We start from the raw sequence: 14,302 nt of genomic DNA on the forward strand, positions 1-14,302 counted from the left end.
CGGCTGGTACTGAGCCACCACACCCACCCCGCACCACGCATGACAACGGCGGCCCCGCACACCGGGCCCGCCGTTTCGGCGTTTCCGGACCACAGAGGCAGCGATCAGGCAAGGTGGACGGATGCCTGAGTCGTCCTTGCCTGGAGGTTTCGTCAATGCGGTCGTTCGTGTCGGAGACACGGTGCGCCGTCCGGCCTCGGCGAAGTTCGTCGGTGATCTACTGAGGTCGTTCGAAGCCAGTGGCTGGGGTGGTGCTCCGCGGTATCTCGGCGTGGACGACGAAGGCCGTGATGTCCTCGGCTACCTCGACGGCCACGTGGCATGGGAGCCGCGGCAACCCGCTGCTGTGTCGTCGGACGAGAGTTTGGTGGCGGTCGCCCGGCTCGTGCGTGAGTTCCATGACTTGACGGCCGACACTCGGCTGGCCGGAGATCAGGAGGTCGTATGTCACAACGACCTGTCGCCCAAGAACACCGTCTATCAGCTGTGCGGTGGCGAGCTTCGGCCAGTGGCATTCATCGACTGGGACCTCGCGGCACCGGGCGCGCGCATCCACGACATCGCTCATGTCTGCTGGCAGTACCTCGGCCTGGGCCCTTCGGTCACCGATGTCGAGAAGGTGGCCCGACGCATGAGGCTGATCGTCGACAGCTACGAGCTGTCCGACCGGGAACGTCTCGTGTCTACGATCTTGTGGTGGCAGGACCGGTGCTGGCGGGGGATCGAGACCCAGGCCGATGCGGGTGACGTCGCCATGGCCCGGCTCCGTGACGCAGGGGCGGTGAGGCAGGTCCAGTCGGCCTGTCGGTGGGTTTCCGATCACCAGGGTGCATTGGAAGACTCACTGCGGTAAGCGCGTGGGCGACAGCCGCAGTCGGTTCACCGGTTCCGGTTCCCACCCGTGGCGTCGGACGGAGCAGTGGTGCTGATTCCGCACCGTGCAGCGGACGTGGCTCATGCGGTCGCGCACCCCATGCGCCGCGCGTTGTCCCGTTGCGGGTCGTCAATCGGCCCGGGTGCGGAGGCTCCACGCCAGGGTGGGGATCATCACCGCCGCAGGGACGAGGTGCAGCCCGAGGAGAGCGGCGGTGGTAGTGGTATCTGCCCCGGAAAGGAGGGGCGGGACCAGCGAGATCGCGGTCAGCGACACCGCCGTCCACACGAACCGCTCGGCGGGGCGGGCGCTCCAACGAAGCAGAGCGACGGCGATGACGGTGCCCACGGCCGAGAAGAAGCCGGTCACCACGGCGAACCCGGACAACGGGATCGACTCGCCCCCATCGGGGACCTCGAAGTCGACGCCAACGGCCCGGGCGAGCGCCGCTGCGAGGGTGGTGGCCGCCATGGCCGCGAGCGTGGCGATGGAGCCGGTGCGGGCGAGCCCGCGATATCGGTGGGTGCGGCTGGTCCGGCCCGACGCCGGGCTTGCGGCGACCCCTGTGTCATTCGTGCCGTCCATGTCGTACCTCCGTCATTCGGTAGCTGGCGTGCCGGGAGTCGACCGGCATGCGACGGCGGCCTCGGCCTGGGAGTGACGATGCGCACCCTCGCCGTGCCACGGCCGGGGTTCCGCAGGGCGCGGACGCCGGTGCCGCGGAGCCAGAACCCGGCGTCACGTCCCAGGACCGGCCCGGGCTCACCGTCGCGCAGCTCCAGCTGCACCCGCCCGCGGGTGACGACGCCGAACGCGTCGCACCACTCCGCCGCGACCACCGCGACACGCGCGCCACCGCGCAGCGTGAGCGTGAGCGTCCGCACCGGGACTACGCCGTGCCGTCCGCCGGCAGGCGCTCCGGCAGCCCGAGCCGCGGGAACCGGTCGGCGTGGAACGTGACGATCTCGGCGATCGCCCCGCCGGTGACACGCAGGACGTCGACCGTCAGGGGCAGGTACGCGCCGTCCCGCTCCCGCCAGAGGTAGAAGGCGACGGCGGGCTGCCGGTTCACGGAGGTGAGGACGGCGCGCAAGCCCTTCATGCCCTCGAAGCCGCTCTCGACCCAGTCGTTCACCACGGCGTCGCGGCCCACGTACAGACCCGGGGTGGGCGGCATCGAGCAGCGGACGTCGTCGCGCAGCAGTGCGGCGAGCGTGCCGACATCCGTGGCCACGCTGGCTTCGGTGTAGCGGCGCACGAGCTCGCGCGTCCCGGCGTCCTGTTCGCCGCCGGTCCAGTCCTGCCGCTCGGCGGGCAGGTGCTCCCGCATGCCGGCGCGGGCCCGTTGCAGCGCGCTGTTCACGGAATTGACCGAGTCCCCGAGGAGCTCCGCGACGTCCTTCGCCGGCCAGCCGAGCACGTCCCGCAGGATCAGCACGGCCCGCGGGCGCGGCGCGAGGTGCTGGACCGCGACCAGGTACGCCAGCTCGATCGTCTCCCGCGCCACGGCGACGGTCTCCGGCTCGTCCGCGTCGCCCGCGGGCAGCTCGTCGAGCAGCCGGTCAGGGTAGGGCTGCAACCACAGCACCTCGCCGCCGGTCGCAGGCTCCGGGCGGCACTTGGCGAGCAGGTCCAGGCAGGCGTTGGTGGCGATCCGGTACAGCCAGGCCCGGAACGTCGACCGCCCCTCGAAGGTCTCCCGTCGCCGCCAGGCACGGAGGAACGTCTCCTGCACGGTGTCCTCGGCGTCCTCGAACGATCCGAGCATCCGGTAGCAGTGCACGTGCAGTTCCCGCCGGTGCCGCTCCGCCAACCCCGAGAACGCCGACTCGTCGACCTCGCCCAGACCGCTCACGCCCTGCTCCTCCAGCCGCGTGTCCGCACTCATCACGTCATCCTTCCGCCTCGTCGCGTCCCGTCGTAGGTGTGACGGGCGCGTGCGCGAAAACTCATCACTATGAGGCGTGCTTCCACCGACGGTGGCCGCGCTCAGGTCTGCACGCCCTGCTGCCCCCGCTCGCCCCGGTCGTCCTCCTCGACGCCGTCCGTGTCGTCGTCGCGGCCGCCCGGGGGTGCCGTCAGGACTGTCCGGCTGCGGCTCACGCGGCCTGTGCCTCATTCCGGGTCCGGGCCAGCTCGCGCAGTCGCATACGCGCGGCCGGCACCGAGTGGGCAGTGCTCCAGTACGGGTGCCACCACAGCCGTACCGACAGGCGAAGCAGCCGGCGGCGCAGGGCCGTGGTGTTCCGGGGGCCGGGCGCGGCGAGGGCCCGGTAGGTGGCGTTCCATGCCTGCTGTGTCCGCACCAGGTCGTCAGGGAAGTCGGAGGGGTCCATATCGATATTAGATCGCGTGTTCGAATTATTTGTCATGCCGTACCCGCACCGGCGCGCCGCTCAGCGACAGCCGGCCTCCGTCATGAGGGCGTGCGGGGGTCGTGGTCCGAGGACAGGAGGAGGCCGTGCTATCCGCGCTGCTCGTACCGTCGCCAGTCGCGTCCGCCGTCGCGGGAGATCCACAGCCCTTCGCCCTTGACCAGGTCGTACGTCGCCGTCGTCGCGTCGGCGATGCCGTAGAGCGTCGTGCCGTCGACGGTGAACGACGTGAAGGACGCCGGCGTGTTCAGCTCGTGGAAGGCGGTGTTGGTGCGGTCGTCGGCGAGCCAGTAGTGGCCGTCCTCCTCGCCGACGAGGAGCCGTCCGTCCGTGAGCAGTTCCAGGACCAGCGACTCCGGGCCCCGCGTGAGGTCCTTCCAGGGGATGCCGCCGTCGAGGACCGTCTGCCAGTGCCCGCCGTCGTCCGTCGTCACCAACAGTCCGCGCACGCCTTCGCCCCGGGTGAGGGACAGCGCCGCGCCGCCGCCCCGTGCGGTGAGGATGCCGCCCGTGTACGGCTTCGGGACGGCCGTGGAGCCAAGGGTGCGACCGTCGCGCTGCCGTACGACGCTGTAGGAGTCGTCGGTCAGGGGCTGGACCAGGCTCCAGGCCGTGCCCCGCTCGTCGACGGCGAGGCGGACGGCGTCGTCCGGCGCTCCGGCCGGGGGCGCCGCGGTATGCGTGGCGGGGCGGTAGATGAGGGTCGGCTCCAGATCGGCGAGCAGGACGTCGCCGGGGCGGGTGCGCAACGGGGTCTCCGCGAGGATGACCTCGTGGCGCTTGCCGCGTACGTCGAGGGCGTACGTTCCCTCGGCCCCCTCCCCCGGCGGCACCCGCACGAATCCACCGGGCACCCCCTTGAACGCGGCCGGCGTCGCCTCCGCGTCCGTGTGTTCCGCGTGCTCGGCGACCGTACGGCCGACGGGGCCGACGATGCGCCAGGCGGTGGCGGCCGGCCCCTCGTCGTCCTCGACGTTCTCGGCGTCGTACGTCAGGAGCAGCGAGCCGTCGTCCGCGCGGGCCACACCGGAGGGCGCGCCGGCCGCCTCGATGACGTCCGCGGGACGCGGGTGAGGGTCCTCGATGACGCGCTTGTACGTCGCCTCGCGGTCACCGGAGCCTCCGTCGTCGAAGCCGCCCGGGCCGCAGGCCGTCAGCGCCAGCGCGGCCGCACTCGCCGCGGTCGCGAGCCCGACGGTCCGCCTCCTGCATCTCCTCAGCCACGCCGCCATTGCCACATCCTCACACGAGGAGACGGCGGCCTCGGCCGGCGACCGGGGAGTCCGCCCGTTGTCAGTGGCCGCCGGTAGCTTGACAAGACTGGCCGTACGAAATCCTGAGGAGGGCTGTCGATTCCGCGCCGGCCGTTCGACAGAAGGATGTCAGGCAACGACGACCACTTGGGAGGACAACCATCATGGCCCAGTACGCGATTCTCATCTACGCGAAGTCCGACGTCGACGAGACCGAGGTCGTTCCCGGAGCCCGGGAGGCCCATGACCGCCACTTCGAGGACATGGTGAACTCCGGCGCCCTGGTCGCGGCGTTCGCGCTGCGGCCCGCCGCCGACACCGCGACCTCGATCCGAGGCGATGCGGTCACGGACGGGCCGTTCGTCGACGCCAAGGAGGTCATCGCCGGTTTCGCCATCGTCGAAGCACCCGACCTGGACGCCGCTTTGAAGCTCGCTCGGGACAATCCCGCCGTCCAGCAGGGCGGTGGTGTCGAGGTGCGGCCCGTCGAGGGCGGTTTCCTCAGGGATCGGCCCGCAGGGGCATGACGCGATCGGCGGAGGTCGAAAGGGCGGTCGAGGGTGCGTACCGTCGCGGCTGGGCCTTGGTGCTCGCCGCGACCGCGCGCGTCGCCCGCGACCTGGACCTGGCCGAGGAGTGTGTGCAGGAGGCGTACGCCGCGGCCCTGACCGGCTGGACGCGCGACGGGATCCCGGACAACCCGGCGGCCTGGCTCACCACCGCGGCCAAGCGCCGCGCGATGGACGCGGTGCGGCGCGAGCGGACGTTCCGCTCGAAACTCCCGCTGTTGGTGGAACCCGAGGGGACGACGGAGCACGAGGTGGCGATCGACGAACCGGCTGCCGTCGAACCGGAGGAGGTGGTGCCGGACGAGCGGTTGCGACTCGTCTTCATCTGCTGCCATCCGGCGTTGGCGCAGGAGGCACAGTTGGCGCTCACGCTACGGCTGGTGTGCGGGGTGACGACCGCCGACATCGCCCGGACGCTTCTGGTGTCGGAGACGACGATGGCCGCCCGGATGACCCGGGCGAAGAAGAAGATCTCGCTCGCGCGGATCCCCTACCGGCTGCCGGAAGCGGCTGAGCTGCCGGACCGGCTGCGCGCGGTGCTCGGCGTGATCCATCTGCTGTTCACCACCGGGCACACAGCGCCGTCCGGCGCCTCGCTGGTGCGTACGGACCTGGTGGACCAGTCTCTGCGGCTGGCCCGGATGCTGCGGGAACTGATGCCGGACGAGCCGGAGGTGCGCGGGCTGCTCGCCTTGCTGCTCGTCACCGACGCCCGGCGCGCGAGTCGGGTCGACGTCGAGGGACGCCTGCTGCGCTTGCGGGACCAGGACCGGTCGCTCTGGGACCGCTCGGCCATGGCCGAGGCGCACGACCTGATCGTGGACGGGCTGCGCGGCGGGCGACCCGGCCGCTATGTCCTACAGGCGGCGATCGCCTCGCTCTACGCCGAGGCGCCGTCCTACGACCGGACGGACTGGCCCCAGATCGTGACCCTGTACGACGAGTTGCTGTCGGTGTGGCCCTCGCCGGTGGTGGCGTTGAACCGCACGGTGGCGGTGTCGATGGTCTCCGGTCCTGCGCGGGCGCTTGCGGAGGTCGCGGAGTTGGAGAAGGACGGCCGCCTCGCGAGATACCAGTACCTACCGGCGGTCAAGGCGGATCTGCTGCGGCGGCTGGGGTGCTCGCAGGAGGCCTCGATCGCCTACCGCCAGGCGCTGGAGTTGACCAGGAACGACGCCGAGCGCGAGTTCCTCACCGAACGCCTCACCGGTCGGCATCGGGCGTGAGCGCCAGGGACTTCGGCGGCCTCGAAGTGGTCCTCGGCCGAGGCCAGGGCGGAGGTGGCGGCCGCGGCGACCAGGACTCCGGGGGCGAGCGAACGGCCGGCACCTATCCTCGGCGGATGGTTTCTGTGCGGCATACGAAGGTGATCACACGCCACCGCGACGGACGGATCCGTGCCTACGTGGTGGACTCCGGTGTTTTCGGGGTGCTGGAGCCGGCCGCGGTGTTCCGGCCGCGGCCCGGGGACGAGGTCGTGGACTCGGTGGTCCGGCCCGATCTGGAGCGAGTCGTGTACACGACGTTGAACAGCGTCGTCTGCCTCACGCGCGCCGGTGACCTGGTGTGGACATCGGACTTCGAGCCGCACTCCGACCGGCCTCACGGCCACCGGCCCGGCTGTGCGTTGTCCGCGGACGGCCGGACCGTATGGGTCTACCGGCCGGACGCGATGGCGGGACGCGGGGGCGCGGACCAGTGGGTCGTGCACGACGCCGACAGCGGGGCTGTCCTCGCCCGCCGGAAGCTGGAGACGGTCGGGCACGGTGCCGGCCACCACACGCACCCCGTGGACGGCAGCATCTACCTCGACATCGGTGAGGGCCAGGACGGCTCCGTCATTCTCAGGGGAACGGCCGGAGCCGACGGCGAGGTGGAGTTCATGACGTACCCGTGGTCGGACCGCTGCCTGATCGACCTGGCGCCGGACGGGCAGCAGTTCATGACCGTCGACCACGGGACGGCGGATGTCTCCTTCCACCGCCACCCCGGCGGGGAGGTGCTCTTCACGCTCCCCGTCGAGGCCTTCGGGTACGACCCGGAGGAGACGTTCATGGAATGGAACGGCGGCTATCTGACCTCGGACCTGGCCGTTGTCACTCTGGGCGGTGAGGGCGAGGAAGGGGAGGAGGAGTGGTTCCGTCACCACCTGATCGACCTGCGCACGGGCACGCCCAGCGGCGAGTTCGCCGTCGAGGTGACCCACCCGTACGAACTGGATCCCCTGGGCGACGGCTCCTGGCTCACCGACGGCCCCGACGGCGGACCCGTCCGCTGGTCGCGCGCTCCTCTGCCGTCCTCAGGCCCCCAGCCGGAGAGTTGACGGGCGGTCATCGGCCTGGATGGGGATGGGTGGCCCTCGCGAGTTCGGCGGGTTCGGTGATCCGCCCGGTCATTCTCCGGTTTCGGGTTCGGCCGAGCCGATGTCCGAGCGATCTGGACGGACCGAGGCGAAGGCTGTGGCGAGTTGGTCGAGGAGGGCTGCCGCGCAGGGGTGGGGGTGGTGACGTGGTGTGATCGTGTAGATGTCACGGGTCGGGGGATCGACGAGAGTCACGGTGGTGACGTCGGTCCGCAGCGCGTGCGACAGCACGCCGGGTATCAGCGCGATGGCATGACCGGTCGCGACCAGGGCCAGCTTGCCGGGCAGATCGGCCGCGTCGAGGTCGATACGGGCGTGCACCCCGGCGCGGGCGGCGTGTTGGCGCAGGAGTGCCGCCGAGCCGTCGTTGTCCTCGGCCCAGGTCTCGTCGGCCAGCGTCCGGATGTGCACCGGGCCGCGCCCCGCCTGCGGATGGCCGACGGGCAGGAGGACGACCATGTCGTCCACCCCGAGGAACCGCCGTTCGACCCGGGGGTCATGGGGCAGCCCTGGCGGTGCGTCGGTGACGACCGCGATGTCGAGATCGCCGGCGACCACGCGGTGGTGGAGTTGCGCGCTCAGGCCCGGCAGCAGGCTCCACCGGATGGATCCGGTTCGCTCCAGCAGGCCCCGGATCGCCTCGGGGACGATCCCTGCGGCAAGAGAGGGCGTGGCTCCGACGGCCAACGGCCGGTCGAACGCCCCGTCATGAGCGTCTCGTACGGCGCGAACGGCGCGGTCGGCCTCGTTGAGCGTGGCCAGGGCGTGGCGCCGGAACACCTCGCCGGCGGGCGTGGGACGCACACCGCGCGCATGGCGCTCCATCAGAGGCACGCCGAGCTGCCGCTCCAGGCCGGCGATCTGCCGGGAGACGGCTGACTGCGTGTGGTTCAGTTCGGCGGCCGCCGCCGACAGTGATCCGAGTCGGCACACCGTCACGAAGGTCCGCCACACCGTCAGTTCCATGGCGCCAGTATGGCGGCAGATATGCGCGTCACGCAGAGATGCTCTGCGATATCTGCGCTTGTCGCAGACTTCACGGTGCATCACGCTGGCGGACATGACCACACCGCACACGATCGCCGTCCTCGGCCTGGGGCGCATGGGCCGCGCGCTCGCGACGCGCCTCGCCGCCCAGAACCGGGACGTCGTCGGCTGGACACGCTCCGGGCGCGCATCAGGCGCCGTCAGGACGACCAGCGATCCCGGCGAGGCCGTCGCGAAGGCCGACCTCGTACTCCTGGCGTTGTTCGACGGCCCGGCCTGCCGGCAGGTCCTCGACGACATCCGCGGCGCGCTGCGAGCGGACGCGATCGTGGTGAACACCAGCACCGTCTCCCCCGCTGAAGCGTCGGCGCTGGCCCGGCGACTCGGCCCGTCCTACGTCCACGCGCCCCTGCTCGGCTCTGTCCCGGCTGCCGCCACCGGCGCCCTGCAGATTCTCGCCGCCGCCCGCCAGGACGCACTCGACCGAGTCCGGCCGGTGCTGGAAACCCTCGGCACCGTGCGACCCGTCGACGACGCCTCCACCGCCGCTGCGCTCAAGCTGGTCGCCAACAGCAGCCTCGCCGGCGCCGTCCTCAGCCTGCGCGACTCGCTGCGGCAGGCCGACGCCCTCGGCCTGCCGCGTGCCCAGGTGCTGGACGTCCTCGAACTCGGCCGGCTCGGCGGGCTCGTGGCCCACAAGCGAACCTTCCTCACCGGCCGACCGGTCGCGGCCACGGCCGAATTCACGATCGGTGCGCTGGCCAAGGACATGGCTCTGCTGGCCGCCGCATCCGACACTCCCCTGGGCAGCGCGGCCAGGCTGGCCGACACGCCTGCCGGCCCCGAGGCCGACATCGCCCTTGCCGCCACGGTCCCCGCGGTGGAGGACGCCGTACTCGAACCGCTCCGCGCCTACATCCGCGGACACGCCACCGGCGACCCCGGTCACTTCCGCGACGCGTTCCTGCCCACCGCCCACGTCGAAGGGATCCGGGACGGCGCGTTCGTCTCGTGGCCCCTGGACGAGTACTGTGCCCTCTTCTCCGGCAGGCCGGCCCCGGATGAACCGATCCGCTCCCGCCGTATCGACACCGTCGACGTCCACGGCACCGTCGCGACCGCCACCATGACGCTCGCGCACGGCGCGGACCATTTCACCGACACGTTCCTCCTGGTCCGGGTCGGCGACAGCTGGCGCATCGCCAACAAGGCCTATCACCGACACTCCTGAGACCGTGGGAGCCCATCCTTGTGATCCCTTTCGTGGTCACGCGTCTTGGGTGGCTGGCAGAACGGTGGTCTTCGCGCGAGGACGGGTATGTGCCGGCACGCCGAGGCCGCAGCGTGCCAGGCTCTGCCCATGAGTCCCCAGACCGATGGCGTGTCCAGCACCTCCTGGCTCGGCGCCCCGATCGATGCCCGCCCCCTGTTCGGGCCCGAACTGGCCTCGCTCCTGGACCTGTTGCGTGCGCTGCGGCCCGCTGACTGGCAGGCGACCGCGGTCCCGGGCTGGAGCGTGCAGGACCTCGCCACCCACATCCTCGGCGACTTCCATGGCCGCCTCGGCTGGAGCACCGACGGATTCCGGCCCGCCTTCGCACCTGGCGAGACCCTGGAGTCGTTCATCCACCGCGTCAACCAGGAGTGGATCGACCTCCACACCGGCCACAGCCCGGCCATGCTCATCGACGCCATCGAGACGGCGGGCGCCCAGGTCGGCCGACAGTTCGCGGTCACCGACCTGGGTACGGCGGGACTGGGAGTGTCCTGGGCTGGAGCGGACCCGGCACCCGCATGGCTGGACATCGCACGGGAGTTCACCGAGTACTGGACGCACCGCCAGCAGATCCGCCACGCCACCGGCCGCGCCACGGATCCGGGGCAACGGGCCCTGGCGACCGTCCTGGACGCCTTCATGCGGGCCCTGCCTCACACGCTGCGCGGCACGTCCGCGGCCATCGGGACGCAGGTCCGGATGGTCATCACCGGTCCGGCCGGCGGCACCTGGACCGTGACAGCGGTCGAAGGCCGATGGTCACTGGCCGCAGCGCCCGGCGGACAGCCCAGGGCATCGGTGACACTGGACTCGGAGACCGCTTGGCGCTTGTGCACACGTGGCATCGAGCCCAGCACGGCCCTCGCACACGCCCGCGTCCTTGGAGAACGTCGGCTCGCCGAAGCCGTCTGCCAGATCGTGTCCATCGTCCACTGAGGATGCCGAGTTGCCTGCCTGAGCTTGTCTTTCAACCTCAAGCTGGAGCGTTGTCACCGAAGAGTGACGGCCCGTGGTTCGTGCCCGAAGTTCGACCAGCCGTGATGTGGTGGTCAGAGCGACGACGGAATATCGCGCGGTACTCCCTCGGCCGCTGGCCCGTATGTCTGGCGAAGATGCCGCTGAACGCCCCAGGGTCGCCGTACCCGACGTCGGCGGCGATGCTCGCGACGGTCCTGTCGGTCGTCTCCAGCAGGTGTCTGGCTCGACGCACCCGGGCCGTCTGCAGGTACGCGAGTGGCGTCTGGCCGGCTTCGTCGCCGAAGCGGCGGAGCAAGGTTCTCGTGCTGACGTGGAACTCCTGGGCGAGAGTGGGCAGGTGATAGCGAGCACCGAGGTTCTGGTCGAGCCACCGCTTGACGCTGAGCGAGAACTCCCTGCCCACAGTGGGTATGAGCCCCGGGTCGACATAGGGAGCCTGCGTGGAACGCGCATCGTCGACAAGCGCGATACGCGCGGTGCTACGGGCCACGCGGGGGCCGTCGTGCTCGCGGATGAACTGCAGGGCGAAGTCGTACATGGCACTGAAGGCGGCTGTGGTCGTCACCCCCCGGTCGGTCACGACCAGGCTCTCCGGGCGGAGGCGCACGTCGGGGTACCGGCGGGCGAAGCGATCCGCGAACAACCAGGACGTGGTCGCTCGGCGCCTGTCGAGCAGCCCGGCTTCAGCGACCAGGAAGGCGCCCACGCAGATCGATACGACGGCGGTCCCCGAGGCCGCCTGCGATCGAATCGACGCTGTTTCCTGTCCCAGGTCTGCGAGTGTCGCGTCGAGATCGAGCGTGGGCGAAAGCTCGAATCCCGGCACGATCAGGACGTCCACCGGGCGAACCGCCGAGACATCGAGGACCGAGCCGCCGGCCGCGATCACACGGCGCCGGGGCGAGATGACCGACGCCTCGTAGGCCGGCTGAACCGACCCTTGCGCCGCGGCGACGTGAGTTGCCATCGCCAGGAGGTCGGGGACGCCGAACACCTCCGACGCGAAGCAGCCGGGGTAGGCCAGCACACCGACGCGCAGCGGACTCATACGGCCCCTCCGGCACCCTCGAACGGGTGGCGATATTACCGTGATACGTGGCGATGCCGCCGCTTCTCAGAAGGGCGGCCGCTCGTCATCATCTCGGTCATGACCATCATGCGAGGACAGAGCGACCCCTTGGACGACTTCTCACGGAGAGCCGTCGGCGTCGATGACGTCGTCAAGACCGTGTACGTCGCCGGGTCGGGACCGGCAGTCGTCCTCATGCCCGAGATGCCGGGTATCAGCCCCGACGTCGCGCGGTTCGCGCGGTGGGTGCGCGATGCCGGCTTCTCCGTGTACCTGCCCTCTCTTTTCGGCGTCGACGGTGCCCATCCGCTCGCAGAGGCACGCGAGACTGTCGTTCGACGCGCCTGCGTCAGCGCCGAGTTCCGAGCCTTCGCCGGTGGCGGCACCAGCCCCGTCGTCGCATGGCTGCGCGGCCTCGCCCGCCTGGCGCACGCCGAACGTGGCGGGCCCGGCGTCGGCGCCGTCGGTCTGTGCTTTACCGGCAACTTCGCCTTGACCATGGCGCTCGAACCGGCTGTCATCGCACCAGTGGTCAACCATCCGTCGCTTCCGCTCGACGATCCCGGCGGTCTGGAGATCAGCGACGAAGACGCTGCTGCCGTGGCTGAACGCGTAGCGCGAGAGGGATTGAAGGTTCTCGCGTACCGCTTCGACAACGACAGGTGGTGCACCGGTCAGCGGTTCGCGGCTTACCGAGCGCTGCTCGGGGACGCATTCGACGGCCGTGTACTCAAAGCCGAGACGGCGAACCCCAACCCCCCGCCCTTCTTCCGTGACGTCGTCGGTTGCGCCCACAGCGTCGTCACGGCACACCTCGTCGACCAGGACGGCCACCCCACCATGCAGGCCCGGGACGAGATCATCGCCTTCCTGGCCGAGCGGCTCGGGACGTGGGCCGAATGACGGTCGGCACGGTCTCGTTGCCGTCGTTGGCTGCTCTCACCGCTGCGGCTGCGCCGGGGCTCCTCTTGAAGATCAGCCCGGTCGCGACGGCTGAGCCGCTGAGCACCAGCAGCATCGGCAGGATCCATGCGCGCATCATGGTGACGCAGGCTATCGATGAGTCGAATTGCTTCTCGAACCGGGTTGTTCACCTCAGTACAACTGGGCTGATTCGCCCGGGATTTCACACGGCCTGCGATCACTCCAAGATCAGCGCAAGGCTATGGGGGCCGGGATACACTGCTCCGCTCCCCCCTGACTGGAGGTCACCTAAGTGTTCCCCGCACGGGTACTTGCCGGTGTCCCGTTGGCTCTGGTGATGCTCGCGCTGTCGGGCTGCTCTTCCCTCTGGTCCTGCACCGACACGACTGCGGAGCGCGGTGAGGCTGCTGTCAGGGTCCAGGTCGTCGACACGTCCGGGCGGCCTCAGGGCGTCACCGCCGAGGTCGTCGACTGGCGTCTCGAGCCCCACCCGCAGGTGCCCGCCGAAGGCGACCGGATCCACTTCCACTACCGCTTCGACGGCACCGACGAGGTGTCCGGCCCCGCAGTGGACGCCTGTGCGGTCGACAAGGAGCGCGTGGCGTTGGGGTGTCAGACGGTCTATTCGTCGCAGGCGTTCGGGCCGGACGGTGACCTGACGGGCGACGACTGGCTCGCCGTCGAGCACCCTGAGCAGGTTGCCGGAGTGCTGTTGATCCCCAATGACCAGTCCTACGACGGACGAACGTGCGAGCAGGACGTCAAGGACGGTGGCGGGCCGCATCCTCCGGAACCAGCCGCCGTAGGGGACCAGCTGTAAGCCGTCACTCGGTTGGTGAGCGGAATCCCGCGCCCATGAACGCCCGTTGGCTCACGACGACGATCCTGCCGTGAGCCAACCGCGTGCCCGCACAGTCCACGGCAACGGGTCGGCGCCTGTCAGCGCTCGGCCACGAAGAAGTGCGCGGCGGTCTGCGTCGGGAGTTCTGCGGCCTCCCCTCTGCTGCCGACCGTCACGCCTCCGGGGACCGACGTCACGCGCACGACCGCGCCGGGACGTACCCCGGCGTGCCGCAGGGTGAGCATCAGGTGGGGGTCGTTCTGGAGGGGCTCTCCGATGCGCCGTACGACCACGCTCGCGCCGTACGGTCCGGGCTTCAGGTCGTTGAGACTGACCGTGTTCTCGGCGGGGAACGGATCCATGGTGCTCCTCTCCCCGAGTTCCTCCAGGCCCGGGATCGGGTTGCCGTAGGGCGACATGGTCGGGTGGCGCAGCAGCTTGAGGAGGCGCCGTTCGACGGCCTCGCTCATCACGTGTTCCCAGCGGCACGCTTCGGCGTGGGCCTGCTCCCATTCCAGCCCGATCACGTCGACGAGCAGGCATTCCGCGAGCCGATGCCTGCGCATCACGCGCGTGGCGATCCGCAGGCCTGCCTCGGTCAGCTCCAGGTGCCGGTCGTCGGCGATGTGCAGCAGGCCGTCGCGCTCGATGCGGGCGGTGGTCTGGCTGACGGTGGGGCCGCTCTGGTTCAGGCGCTCGGCGATGCGGGCGCGCAGGGGGATCACTCCTTCCTCCTCGAGTTCCAGGATGGTGCGGAGATACACCTCGGTGGTGTCGATGAGTCGGGACATGGT

The 14,302-nt window shown here is 70.5% G+C and carries 15 protein-coding genes; 8 read left to right on the top strand and 7 right to left on the bottom strand.

Translation table 11 applies throughout. The features are described 5' to 3' along the window. The first annotated feature begins 121 nt into the window (after nucleotides 1–121). A complete protein-coding gene (locus tag IE275_RS35455; protein ID WP_189716759.1) occupies nucleotides 122–853 on the top strand; it encodes a phosphotransferase in 732 nt (243 codons plus the stop codon). A gap of 150 nt (nucleotides 854–1,003) precedes the next feature. Here IE275_RS35455 and IE275_RS35460 read toward each other — a convergent pair whose 3' ends face one another. The 4 genes from IE275_RS35460 to IE275_RS35475 all read right to left on the bottom strand — a co-directional run bounded on the left by IE275_RS35460 (nucleotide 1,004) and on the right by IE275_RS35475 (nucleotide 4,481). Continuing rightward, the gene (locus IE275_RS35460; protein WP_189716760.1) at nucleotides 1,004–1,459 is read right to left on the bottom strand and encodes a DUF6069 family protein; all 456 of its coding nucleotides are present in this window, start codon (nucleotides 1,457–1,459) and stop codon (nucleotides 1,004–1,006) included. Nucleotides 1,460–1,763: 304 nt separating this feature from the next. Beyond that, nucleotides 1,764–2,762 carry an RNA polymerase subunit sigma-70 gene (locus tag IE275_RS35465; protein ID WP_189716761.1) on the bottom strand — a complete coding sequence of 333 codons (999 nt, stop codon included), beginning with the start codon at nucleotides 2,760–2,762 and terminating at the stop codon, nucleotides 1,764–1,766. 211 nt (nucleotides 2,763–2,973) lie between these two features. Then, the gene (locus tag IE275_RS35470) at nucleotides 2,974–3,210 is read right to left on the bottom strand and encodes a DUF8825 domain-containing protein (RefSeq protein WP_189716762.1); all 237 of its coding nucleotides are present in this window, start codon (nucleotides 3,208–3,210) and stop codon (nucleotides 2,974–2,976) included. A 128-nt stretch (nucleotides 3,211–3,338) separates the two neighbouring features. Then, nucleotides 3,339–4,481, bottom strand: coding sequence for a hypothetical protein (locus IE275_RS35475; protein ID WP_189716763.1), 1,143 nt, complete (start codon nucleotides 4,479–4,481; stop codon nucleotides 3,339–3,341). 185 nt (nucleotides 4,482–4,666) lie between these two features. On the opposite strand from IE275_RS35475, the gene IE275_RS35480 reads away from it, so the two are divergent. The 3 genes from IE275_RS35480 to IE275_RS35490 all read left to right on the top strand — a co-directional run bounded on the left by IE275_RS35480 (nucleotide 4,667) and on the right by IE275_RS35490 (nucleotide 7,394). After that, a complete protein-coding gene (locus IE275_RS35480) occupies nucleotides 4,667–5,029 on the top strand; it encodes a YciI family protein (protein WP_189716764.1) in 363 nt (120 codons plus the stop codon). Next, entirely contained in the window at nucleotides 5,026–6,297 is a 1,272-nt protein-coding gene (locus IE275_RS35485) for an RNA polymerase sigma factor (protein WP_189716765.1), read from the top strand. The genes IE275_RS35480 and IE275_RS35485 overlap by 4 nt, the downstream gene beginning before the upstream one ends. A 116-nt stretch (nucleotides 6,298–6,413) precedes the next feature. Then, nucleotides 6,414–7,394 carry a hypothetical protein gene (locus IE275_RS35490; protein WP_189716766.1) on the top strand — a complete coding sequence of 327 codons (981 nt, stop codon included), beginning with the start codon at nucleotides 6,414–6,416 and terminating at the stop codon, nucleotides 7,392–7,394. A 69-nt stretch (nucleotides 7,395–7,463) separates the two neighbouring features. On the opposite strand, the gene IE275_RS35495 is transcribed toward IE275_RS35490, so the two are convergent. After that, entirely contained in the window at nucleotides 7,464–8,399 is a 936-nt protein-coding gene (locus IE275_RS35495) for a LysR family transcriptional regulator (protein ID WP_189716870.1), read from the bottom strand. Between the two features lie 94 nt (nucleotides 8,400–8,493). Between IE275_RS35495 and IE275_RS35500 the strand changes: the two genes are divergently transcribed. Together IE275_RS35500 and IE275_RS35505 are read left to right on the top strand one after the other, a co-directional pair. After that, nucleotides 8,494–9,651, top strand: a complete 1,158-nt coding sequence (locus IE275_RS35500; RefSeq protein ID WP_189716767.1) for a nuclear transport factor 2 family protein — start codon at nucleotides 8,494–8,496, stop codon at nucleotides 9,649–9,651. A 129-nt stretch (nucleotides 9,652–9,780) separates the two neighbouring features. Then, nucleotides 9,781–10,632: a maleylpyruvate isomerase family mycothiol-dependent enzyme gene (locus IE275_RS35505; RefSeq protein ID WP_189716768.1), complete on the top strand. Its 852-nt coding sequence runs from the start codon at nucleotides 9,781–9,783 to the stop codon at nucleotides 10,630–10,632. Nucleotides 10,633–10,669: 37 nt separating this feature from the next. On the opposite strand, the gene IE275_RS35510 is transcribed toward IE275_RS35505, so the two are convergent. Continuing rightward, complete coding sequence (locus IE275_RS35510) at nucleotides 10,670–11,722, bottom strand: GlxA family transcriptional regulator (RefSeq protein ID WP_229870921.1); 1,053 nt, start codon at nucleotides 11,720–11,722, stop codon at nucleotides 10,670–10,672. Between the two features lie 99 nt (nucleotides 11,723–11,821). Between IE275_RS35510 and IE275_RS35515 the strand changes: the two genes are divergently transcribed. Beyond that, entirely contained in the window at nucleotides 11,822–12,646 is an 825-nt protein-coding gene (locus IE275_RS35515; RefSeq protein ID WP_229870926.1) for a dienelactone hydrolase family protein, read from the top strand. Nucleotides 12,647–13,004: 358 nt separating this feature from the next. After that, entirely contained in the window at nucleotides 13,005–13,487 is a 483-nt protein-coding gene (locus IE275_RS35520) for a hypothetical protein (protein ID WP_373299353.1), read from the top strand. A 119-nt stretch (nucleotides 13,488–13,606) separates the two neighbouring features. Here the strand turns inward: IE275_RS35520 and IE275_RS35525 are convergent, their stop codons facing one another. Next, a complete protein-coding gene (locus IE275_RS35525; protein WP_189716770.1) occupies nucleotides 13,607–14,299 on the bottom strand; it encodes an iron-dependent transcriptional repressor DtxR in 693 nt (230 codons plus the stop codon). Nucleotides 14,300–14,302 lie beyond the last annotated feature (3 nt).

Origin of the sequence: Streptomyces phaeofaciens (assembly GCF_014648915.1) — a bacterium.
In the GTDB taxonomy this organism is placed as follows: Bacteria; Actinomycetota; Actinomycetes; order Streptomycetales; family Streptomycetaceae; genus Streptomyces; species Streptomyces phaeofaciens.